This is a genomic window from Aliirhizobium wenxiniae, assembly GCF_019511445.1.
In the GTDB taxonomy this organism is placed as follows: domain Bacteria; phylum Pseudomonadota; class Alphaproteobacteria; order Rhizobiales; family Rhizobiaceae; genus Neorhizobium; species Neorhizobium wenxiniae_A.
In genome coordinates, this window is record NZ_JAEUAN010000028.1 from 1 (window position 1) to 22169 (window position 22169).

General features: G+C 60.1%; 23 protein-coding genes. 10 read left to right on the plus strand and 13 right to left on the minus strand.

Annotation, left to right across the window (positions count from 1 at the left end):
• Window positions 1-163 precede the first annotated feature (163 nt).
• From JNB91_RS26000 to JNB91_RS31500, 4 genes are all read right to left on the minus strand, one after another.
• Window positions 164-604 carry a DUF1284 domain-containing protein gene (locus JNB91_RS26000; protein ID WP_220328391.1) on the minus strand — a complete coding sequence of 147 codons (441 nt, stop codon included), beginning with the start codon at window positions 602-604 and terminating at the stop codon, window positions 164-166.
• Window positions 601-1191 carry a biotin transporter BioY gene (locus tag JNB91_RS26005; RefSeq protein ID WP_220328392.1) on the minus strand — a complete coding sequence of 197 codons (591 nt, stop codon included), beginning with the start codon at window positions 1189-1191 and terminating at the stop codon, window positions 601-603. Before JNB91_RS26005 ends, JNB91_RS26000 begins: the two co-directional genes overlap by 4 nt.
• 119 nt (window positions 1192-1310) lie before the next feature.
• Complete coding sequence (locus tag JNB91_RS26010; protein ID WP_220328393.1) at window positions 1311-1940, minus strand: GntR family transcriptional regulator; 630 nt, start codon at window positions 1938-1940, stop codon at window positions 1311-1313.
• Between the two features lie 156 nt (window positions 1941-2096).
• Entirely contained in the window at window positions 2097-3434 is a 1338-nt protein-coding gene (locus tag JNB91_RS31500; protein ID WP_220328394.1) for an oligogalacturonate lyase family protein, read from the minus strand.
• A 778-nt stretch (window positions 3435-4212) separates the two neighbouring features.
• Between JNB91_RS31500 and JNB91_RS26020 the strand changes: the two genes are divergently transcribed.
• From JNB91_RS26020 to JNB91_RS26035, 4 genes are all read left to right on the plus strand, one after another.
• Complete coding sequence (locus tag JNB91_RS26020; protein ID WP_220328395.1) at window positions 4213-6036, plus strand: potassium/proton antiporter; 1824 nt, start codon at window positions 4213-4215, stop codon at window positions 6034-6036.
• A gap of 136 nt (window positions 6037-6172) precedes the next feature.
• Window positions 6173-7375, plus strand: coding sequence for a phosphoglycerate kinase (locus JNB91_RS26025; RefSeq protein ID WP_220328396.1), 1203 nt, complete (start codon window positions 6173-6175; stop codon window positions 7373-7375).
• Between the two features lie 197 nt (window positions 7376-7572).
• On the plus strand, window positions 7573-8598 hold the full coding sequence (locus JNB91_RS26030) for a class I fructose-bisphosphate aldolase (protein WP_220328397.1): 1026 nt from the start codon (window positions 7573-7575) through the stop codon (window positions 8596-8598).
• Window positions 8599-8784: 186 nt separating this feature from the next.
• On the plus strand, window positions 8785-9702 hold the full coding sequence (locus tag JNB91_RS26035) for a PhzF family phenazine biosynthesis protein (RefSeq protein WP_220328398.1): 918 nt from the start codon (window positions 8785-8787) through the stop codon (window positions 9700-9702).
• On the opposite strand, the gene JNB91_RS26040 is transcribed toward JNB91_RS26035, so the two are convergent.
• Complete coding sequence (locus JNB91_RS26040) at window positions 9703-9864, minus strand: hypothetical protein (protein WP_220328399.1); 162 nt, start codon at window positions 9862-9864, stop codon at window positions 9703-9705.
• Between the two features lie 199 nt (window positions 9865-10063).
• Between JNB91_RS26040 and JNB91_RS26045 the strand changes: the two genes are divergently transcribed.
• From JNB91_RS26045 to rcdA, 3 genes are all read left to right on the plus strand, one after another.
• A complete protein-coding gene (locus JNB91_RS26045) occupies window positions 10064-11335 on the plus strand; it encodes an MFS transporter (protein ID WP_220328400.1) in 1272 nt (423 codons plus the stop codon).
• Window positions 11336-11337: 2 nt separating this feature from the next.
• Window positions 11338-11529 (plus strand): DUF1192 domain-containing protein, encoded by a 192-nt coding sequence (locus JNB91_RS26050; RefSeq protein WP_220328401.1) that lies wholly within the window; start codon window positions 11338-11340, stop codon window positions 11527-11529.
• A 428-nt stretch (window positions 11530-11957) separates the two neighbouring features.
• Complete coding sequence (gene rcdA / locus JNB91_RS26055) at window positions 11958-12470, plus strand: protease adaptor protein RcdA (protein WP_220328402.1); 513 nt, start codon at window positions 11958-11960, stop codon at window positions 12468-12470.
• Here the strand turns inward: rcdA and JNB91_RS26060 are convergent, their stop codons facing one another.
• On the minus strand, window positions 12471-12995 hold the full coding sequence (locus tag JNB91_RS26060) for a P-loop NTPase family protein (protein WP_223218394.1): 525 nt from the start codon (window positions 12993-12995) through the stop codon (window positions 12471-12473). It abuts the gene before it with no gap.
• Between the two features lie 87 nt (window positions 12996-13082).
• Window positions 13083-13304, minus strand: a complete 222-nt coding sequence (gene rpmE / locus JNB91_RS26065; RefSeq protein WP_112454588.1) for a 50S ribosomal protein L31 — start codon at window positions 13302-13304, stop codon at window positions 13083-13085.
• Between the two features lie 276 nt (window positions 13305-13580).
• Between rpmE and JNB91_RS26070 the strand changes: the two genes are divergently transcribed.
• Both JNB91_RS26070 and JNB91_RS26075 read left to right on the plus strand, forming a co-directional pair.
• Entirely contained in the window at window positions 13581-15368 is a 1788-nt protein-coding gene (locus tag JNB91_RS26070; protein WP_220328466.1) for an ABC transporter transmembrane domain-containing protein, read from the plus strand.
• Window positions 15369-15391: 23 nt separating this feature from the next.
• On the plus strand, window positions 15392-16648 hold the full coding sequence (locus JNB91_RS26075; protein ID WP_220328403.1) for a glucoamylase family protein: 1257 nt from the start codon (window positions 15392-15394) through the stop codon (window positions 16646-16648).
• A 10-nt stretch (window positions 16649-16658) separates the two neighbouring features.
• Here JNB91_RS26075 and JNB91_RS26080 read toward each other — a convergent pair whose 3' ends face one another.
• The 4 genes from JNB91_RS26080 to JNB91_RS26095 all read right to left on the minus strand — a co-directional run bounded on the left by JNB91_RS26080 (window position 16659) and on the right by JNB91_RS26095 (window position 19883).
• Window positions 16659-16874, minus strand: a complete 216-nt coding sequence (locus JNB91_RS26080; protein ID WP_346269398.1) for a hypothetical protein — start codon at window positions 16872-16874, stop codon at window positions 16659-16661.
• Between the two features lie 6 nt (window positions 16875-16880).
• Window positions 16881-17912 (minus strand): peptidoglycan -binding protein, encoded by a 1032-nt coding sequence (locus JNB91_RS26085; protein ID WP_220328405.1) that lies wholly within the window; start codon window positions 17910-17912, stop codon window positions 16881-16883.
• Window positions 17913-17915: 3 nt separating this feature from the next.
• Window positions 17916-18962, minus strand: a complete 1047-nt coding sequence (locus JNB91_RS26090; RefSeq protein ID WP_220328406.1) for a flagellar motor protein MotA — start codon at window positions 18960-18962, stop codon at window positions 17916-17918.
• 120 nt (window positions 18963-19082) lie between these two features.
• A complete protein-coding gene (locus tag JNB91_RS26095) occupies window positions 19083-19883 on the minus strand; it encodes an inositol monophosphatase family protein (RefSeq protein WP_220328407.1) in 801 nt (266 codons plus the stop codon).
• 181 nt (window positions 19884-20064) lie between these two features.
• Between JNB91_RS26095 and JNB91_RS26100 the strand changes: the two genes are divergently transcribed.
• Window positions 20065-20415 carry a DUF1648 domain-containing protein gene (locus JNB91_RS26100; protein WP_220328408.1) on the plus strand — a complete coding sequence of 117 codons (351 nt, stop codon included), beginning with the start codon at window positions 20065-20067 and terminating at the stop codon, window positions 20413-20415.
• Here the strand turns inward: JNB91_RS26100 and JNB91_RS26105 are convergent.
• Together JNB91_RS26105 and JNB91_RS26110 are read right to left on the minus strand one after the other, a co-directional pair.
• Complete coding sequence (locus JNB91_RS26105; RefSeq protein ID WP_220328409.1) at window positions 20412-21491, minus strand: tetratricopeptide repeat protein; 1080 nt, start codon at window positions 21489-21491, stop codon at window positions 20412-20414. The two genes, JNB91_RS26100 and JNB91_RS26105, sit on opposite strands and share 4 nt — an antisense overlap.
• A gap of 7 nt (window positions 21492-21498) precedes the next feature.
• Window positions 21499-22152: a thiamine phosphate synthase gene (locus JNB91_RS26110; RefSeq protein ID WP_220328410.1), complete on the minus strand. Its 654-nt coding sequence runs from the start codon at window positions 22150-22152 to the stop codon at window positions 21499-21501.
• Window positions 22153-22169 lie beyond the last annotated feature (17 nt).

Below are 22169 nucleotides of genomic sequence, written 5' to 3' on the forward strand. Positions count from 1 at the left end.
CCCCACCCTCCCAAAAGGGGGAGGGCTTAACCCAGCCAATCCGTCGAAACTCAATCGAGGCAGGCGTTTGCGGCTGGCTTTCTCCCCCCTTGTGGGGGAGATGGCCGGCAGGCCAGAGGGGGACTTGCTTCATCTGCGATAGCGATGGCCTTGACCCGAGCACTTACCAGCAGACCTCAGCCACCGCCCTCACCCGCACATCACCATATCCCCCGGCCGCAATACCGCTGCAAAGTTCCGACCACTCGCATCCACGACAGGCTTTTCGCGTCACACCCTCTGCAAAAGCCTTGCGCATCCGCGCCAACAGCCCGGGATGCAATTCGATCCGCACACCTGCCGATATTTCCATACCCAGCAGATCACCGACATCGTAGGCCGCCTGCGCATCGCGCCTCCGCACACTGTCGCGAAAGCAATGCGCGTCGGGTTCGCAGAGCAGCGCCGCACAGATATCGTCCAGGCCGTCGACGACAAGGACATCCTCACCCTTCGAAAGCCTGAGAGCGATGCGATCGTAATTGGCGACGAAACCGGGCGTGTATCCCTTGCCCACATAGGTGAGCAGGCAAAGGAGATGATGCGGCCTCAGCCGAACCGTCATGCGGCAGGCCGAACCTTGCCACGCGTCAGCAGACGAAGAAGAGCCGCACCAAGCGCGGATTTCAGTGCAGCCCCGACGAGGAAGGGCAGCACGCCGAGCAGAAATGCCTTCTCCACACCGATCATGAAGCCCAGCACGACGCCCCCGATGACAAGGCATAGAAGATTGGCGAGCATCATCGCCACGAACGCCAGAACCGGGCGATGCCCATTCCAGCCCTTCTCCGCCAGAAAGCCCGTGACGGCTGCGATGATCGGGAAGGAGAAGAGATACCCGGATGTCGGGCCTGCAAAAGCATGAAGCCCGCCAGCTCCGTTGGTCAGAACCGGCATACCCATGGCAGCCTCTGCAAGCCATGCGACAACCGTCGCTGCCCCCAGACGCCAACCGTAAAGCGCACCGATCAGCGTCACAGCCAGTGTCTGCATGGTGATCGGCACGGGTATCATCGGCACCGAAACGTATGAAGACGCGGCCAGAATACCGGTGCCGAGCACGATGGCTAGGCCACGCAGCACCAGCGAGGCATTCTGCAGATCAAGCGGGCTGAAGGCAGGCTTGGCAGAGCGAGTAGAAGCGTAGTTCATATGGATCTCCAAATTATAGATAATTTCAGTAATCTATAGCTAATGAGTCCACAGAGCAGCAGGATTGGCAAGCCATGAAATTCACGGCCAGCAAAACGCCTTGAAATCGCAAAGAAATTTTAGCTTTTGCGGGGGCTTGGCCCGACCCACTGCACATGTCGCGCAAGAACCGAGGCGGCCTGATCCACATCTCCGGCCCTGAGCGCGGAGAGAATGGCGCGATGATCCCGATCCGTCGGCGCCTCCCACTCGGCCCGCCATCCGGAAAACAGCAATCGGGCACCGACAACCTGCAGGTCGTCGATGGATTTGAGCAGGCGCGGCATGCCGCAAGGACTGAGGATCAGGCGATGAAAACTCCGGTTTGCCTCATCCCACGCCTGCACATCGACAGCCTTTTCGCCGGCATGGTTGGCCGCCTCGGCCGCATCAAGAATGGCCCTTGTCAGATGCGGCGCGGCATGGCGCAAAGCCAACACTTCCAGCGCAGCGCGCATTTCAGCCACTTCCTTCACCTCGTCGAGACTGAAGCCCGCGACCCTCACCCCCCGGCGCGGCTCGCTGACAACCAACCCCTGCGCCTCCAGCCGCCGAAACGCCTCACGCACCGGCACATGGCTTGCCCCGAACTCCTCGGCAATATGATCCTGCCTGAGCCTCGCCCCGGCGGCGATCACGCCGGTCACGATACGCTCGGCAAGCTCTCGGCTGATACGGGAGGCAATCGTGTCTGATTTGGCTGTCGTCATGAATTATAGATAATTGATGGCGAAGCAGCCGTCGAGCGCCCAAGTCGAAGATGAAAGATCGATTACGGCCAATCCAGCCTCTGCTACTCTGCGCAACCGAACTCCGCGTCCGATCCGGCCGCCTCCACGGCCGGATCTCAGTTCATCTGCCGCCAATCAAGCGGACGTCATATCCACGGCATAAGTGTGGATCGGTCCATGCATGTTCGACCGGAACACCAGCCAGCGATTGTCCGGCGAGAACTGGATGTTCGGCTCCACGCGGTAATCATGCTTGCGCAGATCGGCTATACGCTTGGGATGCAGCACGGCGGGGCGGACCAGATCCTTGGCATCGGGCGCTGACACACCCAGATCCTCGATGATCTCCTCCTCATAGAGATAGAGCCATTTACCGTCCTTTGCGCGGGCGACCATCGTCTCGTCGCCGCCGTCACCGGCGAGCAGCTTGCCGTCACGCGAGACCTGGAAATGCACCGACCATGCATCGCGCTCCATATGCCGCCAGATTCGGCTTCCGGTCGCCATGTCGTAGCTGGCAAGCCAAAAGTCCTCCCCGCGCGGCGTCTGCAGATCGTACCAGATCGTACCCCCGTCATAGGAGAAGAACTCGTGTCCGGCGATTTCCATGTTCATCGAGCGCTTGTGGACACGCTGCGGCTCACCGCCATCCGTTCTCGCAGACCAAATGCGGTCGACGCCATGCCACGGGCCTTCATGGCAGTACATGATCTGCTTTGGATCCGCCGGCGAGAATTGCACATGGTTGAGCCAGTCCGTCGAGCCTGTGACAACCTTGCGATCTCTCCCTTCCATGTTGAGCGTGAAAATCTCCATCGGGATGCGCTGGTTCAGCCGTTCGGCAAGACGCACTTCCTTGGCCGCCTGGAAAGAGAGCGGCTTTCCATCAGGACCGACAGCATTGTAACCGCCATCCGTGTTGGCGACCTTGGGGCCAGGCTGCAGCTCGTATTCTCGCTCCACCCATGTGCCGAGCAGCAGCGTGTCGTCGGAATTCACCGAATAGATCTGGCCGTTCACGCCGGTGGCGATCTCGGCAATCTTGCCATCGGGAATGGTCACGGAAATATAGTCGCGACCACTCTTATCTCCCTTGGGCTTCAGGCGCTCGGCATAGAGGATCGGCTTCGTTCGCGAAACCATCAACACCTTGAACTGACCGGCGACAAGGGGCTGGACCGCCATACTGGTGAAGTCCACGAGCGAGAGGCCTTCCGGCCGCTCGAAAACCATCCATCGCCCGTCGGCGGTGAACGCATTGTCATGGAAATAGAGCGAGCGGGAATTGTCCTCACGTGACAGGCGCACGATGCGATAACCGGTTTCGGGATCTTTCCATTCGGTCGGAATACCCGACGCTTCTGCATGCGCCTGCCGCAGCACGGCGGGTGCTGCCATTGCGCCAATCGCGGTTACAGCCCCTAGCCCGATCAATTGCCGTTTGTTCAATTCGATAAAATGACGTCTGGTCACACTAATCCTCCAATCAATGTTTTGCTGCCTCCGCAGCAAACTGGAAAGTAGGGCACCAGTTTTTGAATGTCCTTGGAATCCGTCAAGCAGGTATGTTTGCGGACGGAAAGCCCCTTTCGACACGGCACCGTTCCATTGCCACGGCACTAAGAAAACGGGCACGCTCGCGCGAAAAAATGCGCAGTTGCGCCCATCATCCCCACCCCATTCTTTCATGCATACAATTCCCCCGCTTCCGTCGCCGGAGTGTTTCGCGAGACGTTCGCGGGCAGGCGGGAGCCGGCGCTTTCGTTTGAACCGTAACGTGCGGCAAGAGCGGAAGGGGTGAAACGCATGGAGGGTGCGGCGTAAAAACCGGCTCTCCTATCAAGCCTCCCCCCGGCAGCCATGCCGGGTTCGGTTGAGCCGTCCAAGCCCAAGAGCGATCCTGCGTGCAGCGAGGCGAGAAGATCACCCGCAGAGACCGGAAGTCCCGAGAAAACGCCGAAGGCCACGCGAATGCGGAGCCGCCTTATCCACCCAATCGCGGTTCCGCATTCGTGTGGGCTCTCCGTTCTTTGAGAAGCTGAAGGCACCAAGGAGTAAGACCGTCTTTTTTCCGCCCTGCCCTTCTCTTGCCGGATTCATTCCTGCCTAATTGCACACCGTAACGATTCGCTCCGGCATGCGCCGGATCTGCCCCCGCTTCGACACACGACCCGCGGCTCCATCACGGCTCCGCGACCACCACGTGCTGCCTGATCCGAGAGCATGGCGGCAAACAAAGAGGTCGGGGCCGTTGGAGGCTTTTTATATCGTCTTGTTGATCGGCACCCTTCTGGTGCTCGTATCGGCCTTCTCAAGCCTTCTCGCCTTCCGCTTCGGCGCACCGCTTCTTCTCGTCTTTCTATCGATCGGCCTTCTCGCTGGTGTTGACGGCCTCGGAATACAATTCTCCAACTATCCCTTCACCTTCATGCTGGGGTCTCTGGCGCTCGCCGTCATCCTGTTCGATTCCGGCTTCATCACCCCGATCCATTCCTTCAAGATCGCGGCCGTTCCGGCAATCACGCTGGCAACGGTCGGCGTCCTGCTGACCGCCAGCATTTTCGCCTTTGCCGCAGCGTTTTTTCTGAACCTCGGCTGGCTGGAAGGACTGCTGCTCGGCTCTATCGTCGCGTCCACCGATGCGGCCGCCGTCTTCTTCCTGCTTCGAATCGGCGGCATCAACATCCGCGACAAGGTGCGCTCGACGCTCGAAGTCGAATCCGGCACCAACGATCCGATGGCGATCTTCCTGACCATCGCGATTGCAGAGCTGATCGGCACCGGTCAGCGCCTTTCCGGCATCGACCTGCATTTCTTCCTCACCTTCTTCGAGGAAATGGGGCTTGGCCTCGTCTTCGGCCTGCTCGGCGGCATGATGATCGTCGCGATCCTCAACCGCTTTACCTCCGACCGTGGCCTCGCGCCGATCTTTGTCCTGACACTCGCTCTGCTCGTTTTCGCCTTCACCGGCGCCATGGGCGGCAGCGGCTTTCTCGCGGTCTATGTCGCAGGCATGTATGCCGGAAATCGCAAAATGTACGCCAAGCAGCAGATCATGCGCTTCAACGAGGGGCTGACCTGGCTTGCCCAGATCATCATGTTCCTCGTCCTCGGCCTGCTCGCCACCCCATCGCAGTTTCCGGCGATCCTCCTGCCGGCGATCGGCCTTGCACTGTTCCTCATCTTCGTCGCCCGGCCCATCGCGGTCTGGCTGAGCCTGTTGCCCTTCGATTTCACCCAGCAGGAAATCGGTTTCGTCGCCTGGGTCGGCCTGCGCGGTGCGGTCTCGATCCTGCTCGCGATCATGCCGCTCTTGAGCGGCGTTGAGAACGGCGAACTCTTCTTCAATACCGCCTTCATCATCGTCCTCGTATCGCTTTGCCTGCAGGGCTGGACGATCAAGCCGGTGGCGACAAAACTGGGCCTCATCATTCCGCCTCGCATGGGCGCAGTCGATAAGATCGAATTGGATCTGCCGGGCGCCGCCCAGCACGAACTGATCTCCTACAAGGTCATCAAGGACAGCCCGATCATGCGCGGCGAGCGCATCCCCCGCTGGGCCATGCCTTCGCTCGTCATCCGCGATGCAAAGAGCATGCGTTATCAATATGCCGGACGATTGAGGGAAGGCGATCAGGTCTATCTCTTCGTCGCCCCGACCTACACAAAACTGCTCGACCGCCTGTTTGCAGCGCGCGCGCCGGTGGATGATAATGACGAGGAATTCTTCGGCGCTTTCGCCATCTCCCCCGCCCGCCCGGCAAAGGAACTCGACGCCGCCTACGGTCCCGGCCTTCTCTCCACGGCCGAACAGAGCATGACGGTTGGCGAACTCATCATCGCCCGCCTTGGTGGCAAGGCGGAATATGCCGACCGCATGCGCTTCGGCTCGATCGTTCTGATCGTCCGTGAAGTCGATGAGTTGAACCATATCCGCTCCATCGGCGTGTCGCTGGAACCGGTCGAGCCGACTACTAACCTGCCGATCTTCATCAACATGCGCGAGATCGCCCACCGCGTGCGCGACCTCATCCGCAAATACCGCGGAAAGCCGGTGCCCACCCAAAGGCAATAGGCTATATTTGAGGGACCGCTGCGGCTCTTGGCGCCCTTGCGTCGGGCTGCAACCATAGTATGGTCCGCCCAGTTTCAGCGGCCGGGCGCTCAAGGGCGCTCGGTCCTATTTCAGCACTCAAGGAGTGGATTAGCCCATGCCGGCATTCAAGACTATTGACGACATCAGCAACCCTGCAGGCAAGCGCGTTCTCGTACGCGTCGATCTCAATGTACCGGTTGCCGACGGTAAGGTAACGGACAAGACCCGCATCGAGCGTGTTGCCCCGACCATTCTTGAACTGTCGAAAAAGGGCGCCAAGGTCATCCTGCTTGCCCATTTCGGCCGCCCCAAGGGTGAGCCTGTCGCCGACATGTCTCTCTCGCTGATCGTACCGGCCATCAACGAAGTGCTCGGCACCAAAATCCTCTTCGCCGCCGATTGCATCGGCCCCGACGCCGAAAAGGCCGTCGCCTCGATGAAGGACGGCGACATCCTGCTTCTGGAAAACACCCGCTTCCACAAGAGCGAGGAAAAGAACGAAGCAGGCTTCACTGAAGCGCTTGCCGTAAACGGCGATATCTACGTCAACGACGCCTTCTCCGCCGCTCACCGCGCCCACGCATCGACCGAAGGCCTTGCCCATCACCTTCCGGCTTACGCCGGCCGCACCATGCAGGCAGAGCTTGAAGCGCTGGAAAAGGGTCTTGGCGCACCGGTTCGCCCGACGGTCGCCATCGTTGGCGGCGCAAAGGTCTCGACCAAGATCGACTTGCTGCAGAACCTCGTAAAGAAGGTTGATGCGCTGGTCATCGGCGGCGGCATGGCCAACACCTTCATCGCTGCCAAGGGCATCAATGTCGGCAAGTCGCTCTGCGAACACGACCTTGGCGACCTCGCCCGGACGATCATGACCGAAGCTGAAAGCGCCGGTTGCTCCATCGTTCTTCCGATCGACGCCGTCGTTGCTCGTGAGTTCAAGGCCAATGCCGCAAACGAGACCGTTGCCATCGACGCCATCCCGGCCGATGCCATGGCCCTCGACGTCGGCCCGAAGTCGGTCGAAGCCATCAACGAATGGATCGGCAAGGCTTCCACGCTGGTTTGGAACGGCCCGCTCGGCGCCTTCGAAATCACACCCTTCGACGCAGCGACCGTTGCAGCCGCAAAGTTTGCCGCAGCACAGACCAAAGCCGGTAAGTTGACCTCGGTCGCCGGTGGCGGTGATACGGTCGCAGCCTTGAACCATGCAGGCGTCGCTGACGACTTCACCTACATCTCGACAGCAGGCGGCGCTTTCCTTGAATGGATGGAAGGCAAGGAACTGCCAGGCGTGGCAGTTCTGTCCAAGACGGCCTGATCGCTGTTTATCCACAGCTCGACTACAACCAGAGTGCGCGGACATAGCTCCGCGCATTCGCGTTTCAAGACCCCTTTAAATTTTTTAGATGTTTTAAACGATTGAATTGAATTCAATCGTTTCAAATATTTAGCCGTGGATTTACTTCCGCCCTACATCTGTTATCGCCTCAGATATCAAGTGTTGGAGATCGACAAATGACCGAACGTCTGGAAGATATTGCACTCAAAATGGTATCGAACGGCAAGGGCCTCCTGGCCGCCGACGAGTCCACCGGGACGATCAAAAAGCGCTTCGATAGCATCGGGATCGAGTCTACCGAAGAGAGCCGCCGTGACTACCGCGAGATGCTCTTCCGCACCGAATCCGCAATGAAGAACTGCATTTCCGGTGTCATCCTTTATGAGGAAACCCTCTACCAGAAAGCAGCCGACGGCACGCCGTTCGTCGACATCATCAATGCCGCCGGCTCCATCCCCGGCATCAAGGTCGATATCGGCGCAAAGCCGATGGCGCTCCACCCGCACGAATTCATCACAGAAGGTCTCGATGGCCTCTATGAGCGCCTGCGCAAATATCGCGAAGCCGGTGCCCGTTTCGCCAAGTGGCGCGGCGTCATCACCATCGGCGACCAGCGCCCGAGCTGGGGTTCGATCAAGGCCAACTCGCAGTCGCTCGCCCGTTATGCAGCACTCTGCCAGCAGGCTGACATCGTGCCGATCGTCGAGCCGGAAGTCATGATGGACGGCACGCCCGGCGACCACAACATCGAGCGTTGCGCCGAAGTGACCCAGCACGTGCTGCAGACCGTTTTTGCCGACCTGTTCGACGCCCGCGTCGATCTCGAAGGCATGGTGCTGAAGCCGAACATGGTCATTGACGGCATCAAGGCCCGCAAGGCGTCCGTCGAGGAAGTTGCCGAGCGCACCGTCAAGGTTCTCAAGGCAACCGTTCCTGCCGCAGTACCCGGCATCGCCTTCCTCTCCGGCGGCCAGACATCGGAAGAAGCAACTGCTCACCTATCGACCATGGTTGCCGGTTACGACCTGCCCTGGAAGCTGACCTATTCCTACGGCCGCGCGCTGCAGGAAACCGCCCTCAAGGCATGGGGCGGCAAGTCCGAGAATGTTGCAGCCGGCCAGCGCGCCTTCCAGCACCGCGCCGAGATGAACACGCTCGCCGCCAAGGGCACCTGGAAGAAGGATCTCGAAAAGGCTGCATGATCCAAGCCTTTTCGCCGAAATCGTTGCAGCCGGTCCGCAGCCTTAATTGAGCGCGGATGCTGCAGGGAGGGAGAAAACCGCGTCGGCAACGGCGCGGTTTTTCCGTTGATTGACACCATCACAAAGTTTGACTGGTGAGCCGCATCGCAGCCGCTTAAGCATCGTCCCTCACCCTTGGAGGATACCATGCCCAAAGTCGAATTCGTCACTGTCGATGTTTTTACTGCCGAACGCTTCACCGGCAATCCGCTTGCCGTCATCACTGACACGCGCGGCCTGACGACGGAGCAGATGCAACAGATCGCCACCGAATTCGGCTATTCCGAAAGCACGTTCGTGCTGCCGCCCGAAGATCCGGCCAACAGCGCCCATGTCCGCATCTTCACGCCGACGCTGGAAGTGCCGTTCGCCGGCCATCCGAATGTCGGCACGGCCTACGTTCTAGGTCAGGAGGCAAACCTGTTCGGCAAGCCCGTCGGCGACAGCCTTCGTTTCGAGGAAAAGGCAGGTCTCGTCGAGGTGGAGTTGAAGCGCGAAGCCGGCAAGGTCGCCGCTGCCTCGATCCGCGCCCCGAGATCGCTCGAAATCGGAGAGACGGTGGCCGCAGAGCTGGTGGCCCGCTGCGTTGCGATCGATACGAAGAATGTCCGCATCGATCGGCACCCTCCGGTCTTCGCCTCTGTCGGCCTCGGCTTCGTCCTTGCCGAACTGGATGGCCTCGACGCCCTTGGCCGCGCTCTACCGGATCTTGCGGCCTTCCGCGAGGCAGTCGCCCGTCATCCCGGCGATGGCCTGGGCTTCTCCGTTTTTCTTTACGTCCGCGACCCATCGCGACCGGATCATATCCGAGCGCGCATGTTCGCTCCGCTCGACGATGTTCCGGAAGATCCCGCGACGGGAAGCGCATCCGGTGCGCTCGGCGCCTATCTGGTCGCCAGCATGCCCGAGGCGGATATCCGCACCAACCTCACCATCGAACAGGGCGTGGAAATGGGCCGCCGGAGCATTATCGAACTCGATGTCATCAAACAGCAGGGCAAGGTGACCGATGTCCGCATCAGCGGCCGATCGGTCTTCGTTATGCGCGGCAGTGTCGAATGCTGATCAGAAGAACTCGCGGCCTAGAAGCGCAATGGTCCAGATGACGAAAGCAAGCACGGCGAGCTTCCAGAAGTCCATGCGGCGCTTGAGGCCCGGAAAGCCCAGTGGCCTTATGATCTGAACGACCATGCCGAGCATGAGCAGGATGGAGATTGCTTTTGTCATTGTTCGCCCTGCTGCGATCTTTTCGCTTTCCGCCACAGGGTAGACATTTTTAAACTCCACCACAGATAGGCTTTGGGAGGGGCAAACAAATCAACAGCGAGCCCCGTCCCTCGTTACCGTTCCCTGCGGCAAGGCGCAACACGCCTGACGGCAGGCAACGGCGCTATTGATTGTTTGACACGAACCCATTTGTGAGACGATGAGACGAAACCTGCTTCCCGTCCTCGCCCTTTTATCCGGAACCCTTTTTCTCTTCCTTGGCAATGGCCTCCAGGGCCTGCTCCTGCCGCTCAGAGGCTCTCTCGAAGGCTATTCCAACGAGACGCTCGGCCTGCTTGGCACCACCTGGGCTGCAGGCTTTGTCATCGGCTGTTTCGTTGCCCCGAACGTGGTCCGACGGATCGGCCATGTCCGCGCCTTTTCCGGCTTTCTCGCACTGATCTGCCTGAACGTACTGCTGACCGGCCTGCTGGTCGACCAGACGGCATGGCTGACGCTGAGAGCCATCACCGGCTTCTGCACCGCCGGCACATCGATGATTATCGAAAGTTGGCTGAACGAGCGGGCGACGCCGGAAAGCCGTGGCACGATTTTTTCCTTCTACATTTCCATCACGCTCTTCGGCGTCGTCGGCGGCCAGATGCTGGTTCCCTTCGCCGACGTGACGACGACGACGCTGTTCATGATCTGCGGCATTCTCTACAGCATCGCCGCACTGCCCACGACGCTCTCGAAGGCCGCGTCCCCCCAGCCGCTCAAACGCGCCAAGCTGGACTTAAGGGGGCTGTTTAAAAACTCGCCGATCTCCTTCGTCGGCATTCTCCTGATCGGCATCGCCAATGGCGCCTACGGCACTCTGGCCGCGGTCTTCGCAAACCGCGCCGGCCTCTCTCAGGGGGCGGTGGCGGCTATGGTGACGATCACCATCTTTGCCGGCGCGATCATGCAGTTTCCGGCGGGCCGCCTCTCCGATCGCATGGACCGTCGCTACGTACTGGCGGGCCTTTCCGCCGCCGCAGCGCTCGCGGGACTGGTCGTCGCCATGGTGCGGCCGACCGATGCCTACGGGATCATCGTGCTGGTCGCGATCTATGGTGCGGCGGCAAACGCGCTTTATCCGATCGCGGTTGCCCATGCCAACGACTTCGCCTCGCCGGAGGACTTCGTCAAGGTTTCGGGCGGACTGCTGCTGCTCTACGGCATCGGCACCATTATCGGCCCGACGCTCGGCGGCCCGGTCATGACCTGGGCCGGACCTTATGCGCTCTTTCTCGTCACCGCGATCGCGCATATCCTGATCACGGCCTATGCCATCATCCGCAGCCGCCAGCGGGCACCGGTACCGGCGGAGCATCGTGATGCCTACACGGTCGCCCCGGCCGCGACATCGCCGATGACGACACCGGAGAGCCTGGCACTCGACCCGCGTGCAGCACAGGCTGAAGGCACGACAGAAGACCGGAGGAACTGAGGATGACATTTTTCGACGACGACCGACCGGTAAAGAAGCTCGCCCATGAGATCGGCTCGGATCTTTCCATGCTCTCGGTGGGCGATCTCGACGCTCGAATCGATCTTCTGAAGGAAGAAATCGCGCGGCTGGAAGCCGACAAGCAGAAGAAACAGGCGGGCCGAATGGCGGCCGACAACTTCTTCAAGAAGTGAGGCGATCCGAAAATGCCCAAGTAAAGCCTGGGGATTTTAAGTGGATATTAATCATTAACAGACATTATCGGACCGTCCAGGCTTCCTGGACTCAGACAGTTTCACCACCCGGCGAATGGTCTGATTTCTCCCTGTTTTACCTTGAGAGCCGCCTTTCCGCGGCTCTTCTTTTTTCAGGCCGCCACAAAACTGCTTTACTCGGCCGTGTGCGGACCCTTCGCAGCCTCTCTTGCGATTTCCGGAAATCTGTTCCAAAACAAGAACATCCGCATCGGTTTACCGCTTCTTGTGGGTATTAACCTTTCCTTAATAAACGCCTTGCGGATTTCAATTATAAAGATCATGTTCAAGTCAATGAGGGCGGCGATGGAACCTTTCGCTACATCCCGCCATTGCCTCATCGTGGTTGCGTTAGCAGGATGACATTCATGCAAGAACAGGGTCTGAATACCGTCAATTTCGCCGGTCGCGCAGCGAATTCTTCGCAGTTCAAGACACTTTACTCCGAGGGCATGTCCCTGGTGGAAGAGACCGCGACCTATCTCGACGGAACGGGTCGCGCCGCATCGAAGGTCCTGCCACGTATCGCCTCGGTTCTCTACGCCGCTGAATCCATGCGCCTGACGACTCGCCTCATGCAGATGGCATCGTGGCTGCTTTTGCAGCGCGCCGTCAACAATGGCGAAATGTCGAAGGATCAGGTTCTGGCAGAGAAGAACAAGGTTCGCCTCGACGGTTTCAACGTCGACCGCAATGCGCCGGGCTGGAACGAACTTCCGGAAGGTTTTCGCGATCTCGTCGAGCGTTCGCTGCGCCTCCAGAACCGCGTCGCACTTCTCGACCGCGAAATCTATCGCCCGTCCGACGCCGTTACCGTTCCGGACAATGAAAACAGCGTCCGCTCGCAGCTCAACCTGCTGCAGACGGCCTTCGGCAGCTGATCAGCGACCAGCCAGCCGGTCCAGATATTCGAGAATTTCGGTGCGGCCTCTGAGCCGCACTTTTTCGTTCGGGAATTCCTCGAACATCCGCAGATGGCTTTCGAACGAATTCCAGTTGTTTTTCCGCTCGCGATATTTCGATACCCAGTCGAGCAGTTCCTCGAAGCTCTCGTCGCTTTCTCCACGCTGCTTGCCCCTCGCCCTGATATTGGCGATGCATTCGTCTTCCGGCAGGTCGAGAAACACCAGTGTCGTCGCCCGCGGCAGGATGACATTGATCAGCCAGCCATAGACACCTTCGATCAGCCACCGCGACGTCATCGAAAGTTCCCGCATCTCCTCGATTACGATCGCCTTGTCGCGGGCGATGCCATGCGGACCGGGTTGCCAATAAACATCATCGAGATGAACGGGAGCGCGATCGAGATATAGGGATAGCTTGCGGGCGAGCCATGTCTTGCCCGAGCCGCCATTGCCCATGATCGCCACCCGGCGAAGATCTTCAAATTCCTTGTCTTTTGTCATGACACCCCCCTTTAGCCCGCCACGACACAAAACGAAAAAAGCCCGGCTTTCGCCAGGCTTTTTTTAGATCTGCAACCGTTAAGGCTATTAGAGGCCGAGGCCGCCGAAACGCTTGTTGAACTTGGAAACGCGGCCGCCGCGGTCCATCAGCTGCTGGTTGCCGCCGGTCCAGGCCGGATGGGACTTCGGGTCGATTTCGAGGTTCATGGTGTCACCGGCAGAACCCCAAGTCGAAAAGGTTTCGTACTCGGTGCCATCGGTCATGACGACCTTGATCTTGTGGTATTCAGGATGAATGTCAGCCTTCATGTCGCTATTCCTGCTCTGCGGGGTCTCCATGCCGCTTTTGCGATCACCGACCCTCTTTAATCAATGAAGCCGTAGACCAGCACGGTCACGGCTTCCCAATTCGATGCGGAGCCTATACAGGAAGGTCGCGACTAGCACAAGTACCCGCAAGGCCAAGTTAAGAAGGCCTCTACAGCGTTCTTTGCCCCACATCAATGGCGGCCGATGGACGGTGAAATATTGAAGTTCGCGTGTTGTGAAAATGACGATGCGCAAACAGGAGATCCCGTGGCAGACATGTCTGAGACCGAAAAGAAGAATCGCAGCCTCAAGCCCCTCGCCCGCCTGATCCCCTATCTCTCACGCTACCGACGGCTGGTCGCCTCGGCGCTTTTCTTCCTCGTGCTGGCGGCCGCCACGACCCTTGCACTTCCGCTTGCCGTTCGCCGCATGGTCGACCACGGCTTTGCCGCCGCCGACGGCAGCTTCATCAACAACTATTTCGGCATGCTGCTGCTGCTCGCAGTGCTTCTCGCGCTCGCAAGCGCCATGCGCTACTACTACGTCATCACCATCGGCGAGCGGGTGGTGGCCGACCTGAGGCGCGAAGTTTTCGCCCATGTAACCCGCCTCTCCGCTTCCTTTTTCGACGTCAACCAGTCTGGCGAGATCGTCTCGCGCCTGACCGCTGACACGACCCAAATCAAGTCCGCCTTCGGTTCCGCCGCTTCCCAGGCGCTGCGCAACACCATCCTCTGTCTCGGTGCGATGGGCATGATGATCTATACCAGCCCTTGGCTCTCCGTCATGGTGCTCGGTGCCATTCCGGTCATCGTTTTCCCGATCGTCGGTTTCGGCCGCAATGTCCGCCGCCGCTCGCGCGCCGCACAGGACACGCTGGCGGAAAGCTCGGCTTTCGCATCGGAAACCGTGGCCGCCACTCGCACGGTTCAGGCCTTCGGCGGCGAGCAGATGGCAAGCGACCGTTATGCCTCCGCAGTCGAGAACGCCTATGACGCCGCTCGCGTCGCGATCCGCTCGCGCGCACTTCTGACCGGCTTTGCCATTCTCCTCGTTTTCGGCTCCATCGTCGGCGTGTTGTGGTATGGCGCGCAGAGCGTGCTTGCCGGTGAAATGAGCGCCGGGACGCTTGGACAGTTTGTGCTCTATTCAGTCATCGCAGCCAGCTCTCTCGGCCAGCTCTCGGAAGTCTGGGGCGAGCTTTCCGCCGCCGGTGGCGCTGCCGAACGGCTGACCGAACTCTTGCACGAAATTCCAGCCGTACAGGACCCGGAACAGCCGGTTGCCCTGCCAGCACCGGCTCGCGGCGAAGTCGAGTTCGATCAGGTGTCCTTTGCCTATCCGGCCCGCGTCAGCGCAATTACGCTCAACAGCCTGTCCTTCAACGTCAAGGCCGGGGAGACGATCGCGATCGTCGGCCCGTCGGGTGCAGGCAAAAGCACGATCTTCTCGCTTCTGATGCGGTTCTACGACCCGCAGACCGGATCGGTGAAACTGGACGGCATCGATCTTCGCAATGCCCGTATCGAAGACATCCGCTCGCGCCTGGCAATCGTGCCGCAGGACGTGACGATCTTTGCCGCTTCGATCCACGACAACATCGCCTTCGGCATGCCGGGCGCAAGCCGCGAGGCAGTCCGCGCCGCCGCCATTTCCGCCCAGGCCGACGAGTTCATCTCAAAGCTCGATCAAGGGTATGACACCATGGCCGGCGAACGCGGTATCACCCTTTCCGGCGGTCAGCGGCAGCGGATTGCGATCGCCCGGGCGATCCTGAAAAATGCGCCGGTCCTGCTTCTGGATGAGGCGACCTCGGCGCTCGATGCCGAGAGCGAAACGCTGGTTCAGCGCGCGCTCGACGGGCTGATGGAAAACCGCACGACGCTCGTCATCGCCCATCGCCTGGCAACCGTCCTTAAGGCTGACAGAATTCTGGTATTGGAAGATGGCCGCGTCGTCGAAGAAGGCACCCATCAAAGCCTCGTTGCCAAAGGTGGACTTTACGCCAAGCTGGCGCGCCTGCAGTTTCATGATCTGGAACAGCGCAGCGCAAGCGCTATCTGAACAGTAAACAGGATTGAGACTGCATGATTGTCGAGCCACTGGACCCGAATGCCCCGCTCGACACATTGCTGGACAGTGTCCAGTACCAGACCTTCCTGTATTTCTGGGAAGGCGCGCATACCGACAGCAAGCTGGTCTACGACAAGCGCTGGGTAAACGGCGCGATTGCCACCAACATGATCTCCATCAGCGGCACCGGCTTCGGGCTGATGGCGATCTTAGTCGCGGCAGAACGGCAATGGGTCAGCCGCGCGGAGGCGCTGGAGCGGATCAACCTCATTCTCGACCGGCTGAACCTCGCAACCCGCTATCACGGCGCGTTCCCTCACATGGTCGATGGCGCCACCAGCGAGACCGTCCAGTTCTCGCAATATGACGATGCCGGCGACCTCGTGGAAACCACCCTCCTGCTTCAGGGCCTGATCTGCGCGCGGGAATATTTTACCGGCACATCCGAGGCTGAGCAGGCATTGAGAGCCACCGTCACGCGGCTGTTTGACGAGGTCGAATGGGACTGGTTCACCCGCGGCAAGGACGATGGTCCGCTTTACTGGCACTGGAGCCCGATCCACAACTGGACCATGAACCTGCCGATCAAGGGCTGGAACGAGGCACTTTCGGCCTATGTGCTGGCAGCTGGCTCGGACACGCATCCGATAAAGCCGGAAAGCTATCATGCCGGCTGGGCGCGCTCCGGCGAGATGAAGAACGGCGAGAGCTATTTCGGCACAGAGCTTCCGCTTGGCGAACCTCTCGGCGGCCCGCTATTCCTCTCCCAATATTCCTTCTGCGCTCTCGATCCGCGCGGCCTGTCCGATCGCTATGCCGACTACTGGCAGCAGGCCGTGGCGCATACGAAGATCAATCGGGATTACTGCCTGAGCATCCCCGCCTACAAGCAATATGACGTCTGGGGCCTGACGGCTTCGGAAGCACCGAACGGCTACAACGCCAACTCCCCGACATCGGACATGGGAGCGATTGCTCCGACAGCCGCGCTGTCGAGCTTCCCCTTCCTGCCCAAGGAGGCGGAAGAGGCGCTGCGCGCCATGATCCGTTACGAGGATGGCAAGCTGTTCGGTTCGTTCGGCTTCGTAGACGCCTTCGCTCCGGCGATAGATTGGCTCGCACCGACCTATATCGCCATCGACCAGGGGCCGCTGATCGCAATGATCGAAAACCATCGCTCCGGCCTTTTGTGGAGCCTGTTCATGAAGGCACCGGAAGTGCGGCGTGGACTGGAGCGCCTTGGCTTCACCTCGGGCCACTATACGGCCTGAGGACAGAGCCTCACTCGGCCCGCTCGAAAACCCACTTCACCACATATTTGCCGTTCGGCTTCAGTTTTGTCTTGGTCTTCATCTTCACCGGACCGCCGAGTGCGGCTTCCGCCTGATCGAACATCTCGCGCGCCTCGGCAAGCGCCTGATGATAGGCGCTGTTGTCGCGGCGTGGCGTGTCTGCCACCGCCTTGATCAGGGCGTTGATATCCCGTTTTCCAGACATCATCGATCAGCGTTCCGTCAGTTTCAGCTCGATACGGCGGTTCTGCGACCTGGCTTCCGGCGTATCCCCCGGAGCAATAGGCTGGAACTCGCCGAAGCCGGCGGCAACAAGCCGATTGGCAGAAACACCCTTGGAGATCAGATACTTCACGACCGATGTTGCGCGGGCGGATGAAAGCTCCCAGTTGTCGCGATAACGGCCCGTGCCGGAGAGCGGAGAATTATCCGTGTGGCCATCGACCCTGAGCACCCAGTTGATCTCGGCCGGAATTTCCTTGGCAAGTTCGAGCAGGGCCATTGCCAGCTTGTCCATTTCGCCACGCCCGGCATCGTCCAGCTCGCTGCCGCCGACAGGGAACAGCACCTCCGACTGGAAGACGAAGCGGTCCCCGACGATCCGGATGTTTTCGCGATCAGACAGGATCTCGCGCAACCGCCCGAAGAAGTCGGAACGGTAACGGTTGAGTTCCTGCACGCGGGCGGCAAGGGCGACATTGAGGCGGCGACCAAGATCGGCAATCTGCGCCTGCGAGGTGGAATCCTTCGCCTCCGACGCCTGCAGCGCCTGCTCCACCGCTGCGATCTGCGCGCGCAGTGCTGCGATCTGTTGGTTCAGAAGCTCGATCTGGCTTGCCGCGCGCTGGCTGATCTGCTGCTGGTTATTCAACTCGCTGGTCAGTTCGCCGACCTCCGCGTTGGCAGCGGCGCTGCTGCCGACGCCGTCATTCAGCAGCTGCTGCAGACGCGAACGATCGCTCTCTACCGCAGCCAGCGAGGACTGCAGGTTGGCAAGCTGATCTTCCAGATCCTGGCTGCCGCTCTTTTCCAGCGCCAGCAATTCCGTCAGTTCGGCAATCTGGCTGTTGAGGCGGTTGAGCACTTCGTCGCGGCCGGTGATCTCCCGGCTGAGCAGGAACTGCGCCAGCACGAAGACCGTCAGCAGGAACATGATGGCGAGAAGAAGCGTGGACAGCGCGTCCACGAAACCCGGCCAGAAATCGACTGTGCGTTCGCGACGGCGGTTCTTGGCAAGCGCCATCGCTTATTTCCCCCCGATCTTGTCGGAAAGTCGGTCGAGCGTACGGCGCATGGCCTTTGATTCTTCCTGCTGCGCCTCGATCCAGTCACGCAGCATCTGCTGCTCGTTGCGCATGTTCTTGACTAGGCCCTGGATACCTTCTGCAAGGTTCGCTATGGCAGCCATCGAGCGTTCGGTCTCCGCACCGTCACGGCCGGCTTTCGCCTGCACGGCGGCAAGCTTGCGCAATTCGGTGGTCAAGGCCTTTAGCTCGTCTGCCGCGCCATTGTCGCCATTGGCGATCGGCCCATCGTAACCGACATCAGTCACGGAGGAGAGCCAGTTCTCAAGCTCGGTATAGAAGCGGTTCTGCGCGCGACCTGCCTGCAGGTCGAGAAAACCGAGGATCAGCGAACCCGAAAGGCCAAGCAGCGAGGACGAGAACGCCGTGCCCATGCCGGCAAGCGGCTGGGCGAGGCCGCTCTTGATGGCGCTTAGAATATCGTTTGAGCCGCTCGAAGACGGGTCGAGCGCACCGATAACGTCGCTGATCGAGCCGATCGTCTCGATAAGCCCCCAGAACGTGCCGAGCAGGCCGAGGAAAACAAGAAGGCCGATGAGATAGCGCGACGTATCACGCGTCTCGTCCAGTCGCGTGCCGATCGAATCGAGAATGGAGCGATAGGCGACTGTCGACAGCGCCACCTTGCGGCGGCGGCCTATCAGTGCGCGCATCGGCGCAAGCAGCCGTGGCTCGCGACCCACCTTGTCGGCATTGCCGCCGGCAGCACGATAGGAATTGAACCAGCCGACTTCGCGGGCAAGGCTGATGACCTGGACAAAGACGAGCAGGATGCCGATCGCCAGAACGCCAAGGATCAGCCCGTTCAGCCCCGGATTGGTCTGGAACGCGTGTGCCGCCTGCCGGTAGAGGATGGAGGCAACGAAGCCGACAAGGATGAGGAAGATAAGCATCGTCCAGAGGAACGACGCCGGATTGGAGAGTTTGTGTTTATAGCCACCGCGGCCGGTTTCCGACTCGTCCAGATCATCCACTGTCGCATTCGCCATAATACGCCTCGACTCCGCTAAATTGAGCGGAGGCTAGTGTAAAATTGCGACGAATTGAAGTGCGCAAGCATTGGAAAACAGTGCGCTATTGATTAGCGGGCACTGATTTTCATCATTGCCTTAGCGCTGCGGCACCGGACGGTTGACGACTTCGACCAGCGCATTGCGGATCAACTCGTTGCCGGCAATCACATTGCGGGCCTCGAACATGTTCTGCGCGCCCTTCATGTCAGACACGAAGCCGCCGGCTTCGCGGATCAGCAGCAGGCCGGCTGCCATGTCCCAGGGCGAGAGCTCGGCTTCCCAGAAACCGTCCAAACGGCCGGCAGCGACATAGGCCAGATCGAGAGCAGCAGCACCGGCGCGGCGAACACCTGCAACTTCGCCCATGACGTGACGCAGTTCGACGAGGAACTTGCCGTGATTGCCACGGCCGAGATGCGGAACGCCGCAGCCGATAACGCAGTCGGAAAGAACGCGACGAGCTGCGACACGGATACGACGGTCGTTGAGGAAGGCGCCGCCGCCCTTTTCGGCCGTGTAGAGTTCATCGGTCGCAGGGTTGAAGATCACGCCGCCGACGATCTCGCCATTGCGCTCGAGCGCGATCGAAGTGGCAAACTGTGGAATGCCGTGCAGGAAGTTGGTCGTGCCATCGAGCGGATCGACGATCCAGCGATGCGCGCCGTCGGTACCCTTCTCTTCGCCGCCCTCTTCACCGAGGAAGCCATAGGTCGGGCGAGCCTTCATCAGCTCGTCACGAACGATCTTCTCAGCCTTCAGGTCAGCCTGGGAGACGAAATCGCTCGGTCCCTTGACCGAAACCTGCAGGTTCTGCACCTCACCAAAATCTCTGGTAAGCGATTTGCCTGCCTTCAAGGCAGCCTGCACCATGACATTGAGAAGCGCTGAACGGGCCATTTCGGAATCCTTAAGCCCTGGAATCCGGAAGACCGGGAGAGCGGGCGATGCTGATTTTGTTGATTGGGCGGCTTCAAGACCACAAATTGCCGGTAAATTCAAGTCATGCGCTTACACGGCAGTGTTGTCATTCATGACGTAGCCTGCGAAAGGAGTGCCAGCCACATTCAGGAGACAGCCCATGCGCATGCCTATCCCCCTCTTTATCAGCCTCGGCATGCTCATCACCATGACCTTTTTGTCGCTGGGCCTGTGGGCGGCCATACCGGCCGATACCATGCTGCCGATCCACTTCGACTTCTCCGGCAATCCGGACAATTTCGCGCGCCCGGCAATCGCGCTTTTCCTGCTGCCGGGAGCTATGCTGTTCGCAACCTGCGTCTTTGCCGTGTCGCCGTATATCAATCCGAAGGCGCTTGATCGGCAGGGCTTCTATACCGCCGTCTGGCTGTTTGTCATTCTGGCACTGGCCGTCGGCCACGGCTTTATCATCCGCGGCGCGCTCTTTGCACTGCAGGCGCTACAGTCCTAATTCTGCCGGAACTTGTTGGCCGCGTCGATCGCCTGTTTCTGCTGGTCTTCGTTGATGCCGAGATAGAAATCCTCAAGTCCGGCATCCTGAAGGCCCGCCCGCCGGGAGAGCACATACCACTTGGCGGCTTCCACGGGATTGGGCCGGGTGCCGAGCGCGTTGATGTAGAGATAGGCAAGCTTGTTCTGAGCGACCACATTGCCGCGCATGGCGGCAATCCGGAGCCATTCGAACCCCTTGTCGTAATCCCGCTCGCCGCCGACGCCGTTCACATACCAGACACCCATATCCAGCTGGGCAGTATCATAGCCGGCCTTGGCGGCACGCAACATCCAGTCACGCGCCTGCGCCTTTTTGGTCGGCGCAACTTCGCGAAGCGACATGTAGAGCTGGGCAACGGCATATTGCGCATCGGCCACACCCTGGCTGGCGGATCTCTCATAGAATGGCAGGGCCAGTTCCATGCCTTTTTCGCCGGGATTGTCTGAAATCAGGATCTGCCCCCAGTTGAACTGGGCAGCCGAATTTCCTGCTTCCGCCGCGCGGCGCATGTAGTCATCCGCCTTCTGCTTGTCTGCCGTAACATCACGCCCCCTCATCAGCAGGAGCGCATATTCGAACATGGCGGCAGCATCACCTCCTTCTGCGGCCTGGCCGTACCAGAACGCCGCGCCCTTGGGATCGCGAGCGATCCCATAGCCCTTAGTCATCATTTCAGCGACCAATGTCTGCGCAGCCGCATCCCCTTGCTGCGCCCGCTCGAGAGCAAGCTTCATCGCCGTCACATACATGCCGCGCTGGTAAGCGCCGTAAGCCTCGTCGACCTTGCCGTCATATTGCTTTTCCTCCGGCGGCGCAGGCAATGCAGCCCCCATTCGCCGGTAAAGCTCAACACCGCCTGACGGCACGATGCCATCCGGCTGCTGCTGCCGCTCCATCTTGCCGGCATCAGGTCCGACCGGACGGGTCACGACCCGGTTGGACTGGGCATGCACGGAGGTTACTGCAACCGCTGATATCAGCATGGCAGTGACGACTTTGAGCGGATTGCGATACAGACGTGTCGTTGATGGCATGCGACCATCAACCCCCAAACCGTGGCGCTTTTTCGTCGAGCAGCGCATTGGCCTTTGCGACGGCTTCAGCCGGCCCCACAGCAACGGCAAACACGGCATCACGCAGGGCGACGAACTCTGCGCCGCTCTCGGCAACGACAACGACCGATTCGACATCACTGCCGCCCATGACGATGCAGGGAATCTCGATCATCGACGCCCACCATTCGGCCAGCGCCACATTCTTCGGATGCGCCTCCGGCTTGATGTCACCATCGAAACGACCGAAGAAAATATAGTCCGGCCGCAGTTCACCGATCTCAAGCGCCGCGTGCCGTTCCGTTGCACCGCCGGCGCCAACGATCAGCTTCGGCGTGAATTTCTCGATCGCTTCACCCAGTTCCTCAAGCGAGCCCGACAGGTGAAGACCATCTGCCTTGGCGCGGCCTGCAACACGACTGTCGCCGGAGATGATCGCGGCAGCGCCGGCATCCTGGATAATCTGCACCAGCACTTCGGCCCGCTTCTGGAACGCCTGGTCGTCCAGCCCGTATTGCGGCAGGATGACGGATGCGACATCGCCGCCCGACATGGCCTCGGCAAGGAGTTTTGCCTGGCGATCGGCATCGGCATCATCCGGTACGATCAGCACGATGCGGCAGCGGTTATCCGGTTCTGTCATGTTCTTATCCGATCATT

Bases quoted from the DNA above. Each gene is read 5' to 3' on its own strand.
- JNB91_RS26060 (WP_223218394.1), bottom strand. From the start codon at position 12,995: ATGACAAAAGACAAGGAATTTGAAGATCTTCGCCGGGTGGCGATCATG.
- JNB91_RS26035 (WP_220328398.1), top strand. From the start codon at position 8,785: ATGCCCAAAGTCGAATTCGTCACTGTCGATGTTTTTACTGCCGAACGC.
- JNB91_RS26025 (WP_220328396.1), top strand. From the start codon at position 6,173: ATGCCGGCATTCAAGACTATTGACGACATCAGCAACCCTGCAGGCAAG.
- rcdA (WP_220328402.1), top strand. From the start codon at position 11,958: ATGCAAGAACAGGGTCTGAATACCGTCAATTTCGCCGGTCGCGCAGCG.
- JNB91_RS26010 (WP_220328393.1), bottom strand. From the start codon at position 1,940: ATGACGACAGCCAAATCAGACACGATTGCCTCCCGTATCAGCCGAGAG.
- JNB91_RS26095 (WP_220328407.1), bottom strand. From the start codon at position 19,883: ATGGCCCGTTCAGCGCTTCTCAATGTCATGGTGCAGGCTGCCTTGAAG.
- JNB91_RS26070 (WP_220328466.1), top strand. From the start codon at position 13,581: ATGTCTGAGACCGAAAAGAAGAATCGCAGCCTCAAGCCCCTCGCCCGC.
- JNB91_RS26075 (WP_220328403.1), top strand. From the start codon at position 15,392: ATGATTGTCGAGCCACTGGACCCGAATGCCCCGCTCGACACATTGCTG.
- JNB91_RS26080 (WP_346269398.1), bottom strand. From the start codon at position 16,874: ATGTCTGGAAAACGGGATATCAACGCCCTGATCAAGGCGGTGGCAGAC.
- JNB91_RS26085 (WP_220328405.1), bottom strand. From the start codon at position 17,912: ATGGCGCTTGCCAAGAACCGCCGTCGCGAACGCACAGTCGATTTCTGG.
- JNB91_RS26100 (WP_220328408.1), top strand. From the start codon at position 20,065: ATGCGCATGCCTATCCCCCTCTTTATCAGCCTCGGCATGCTCATCACC.
- JNB91_RS26090 (WP_220328406.1), bottom strand. From the start codon at position 18,962: ATGGCGAATGCGACAGTGGATGATCTGGACGAGTCGGAAACCGGCCGC.
- JNB91_RS26050 (WP_220328401.1), top strand. From the start codon at position 11,338: ATGACATTTTTCGACGACGACCGACCGGTAAAGAAGCTCGCCCATGAG.
- JNB91_RS26030 (WP_220328397.1), top strand. From the start codon at position 7,573: ATGACCGAACGTCTGGAAGATATTGCACTCAAAATGGTATCGAACGGC.
- JNB91_RS26005 (WP_220328392.1), bottom strand. From the start codon at position 1,191: ATGAACTACGCTTCTACTCGCTCTGCCAAGCCTGCCTTCAGCCCGCTT.
- JNB91_RS26040 (WP_220328399.1), bottom strand. From the start codon at position 9,864: ATGACAAAAGCAATCTCCATCCTGCTCATGCTCGGCATGGTCGTTCAG.
- JNB91_RS26110 (WP_220328410.1), bottom strand. From the start codon at position 22,152: ATGACAGAACCGGATAACCGCTGCCGCATCGTGCTGATCGTACCGGAT.
- JNB91_RS26000 (WP_220328391.1), bottom strand. From the start codon at position 604: ATGACGGTTCGGCTGAGGCCGCATCATCTCCTTTGCCTGCTCACCTAT.
- JNB91_RS26045 (WP_220328400.1), top strand. From the start codon at position 10,064: ATGAGACGAAACCTGCTTCCCGTCCTCGCCCTTTTATCCGGAACCCTT.
- rpmE (WP_112454588.1), bottom strand. From the start codon at position 13,304: ATGAAGGCTGACATTCATCCTGAATACCACAAGATCAAGGTCGTCATG.
- JNB91_RS26105 (WP_220328409.1), bottom strand. From the start codon at position 21,491: ATGCCATCAACGACACGTCTGTATCGCAATCCGCTCAAAGTCGTCACT.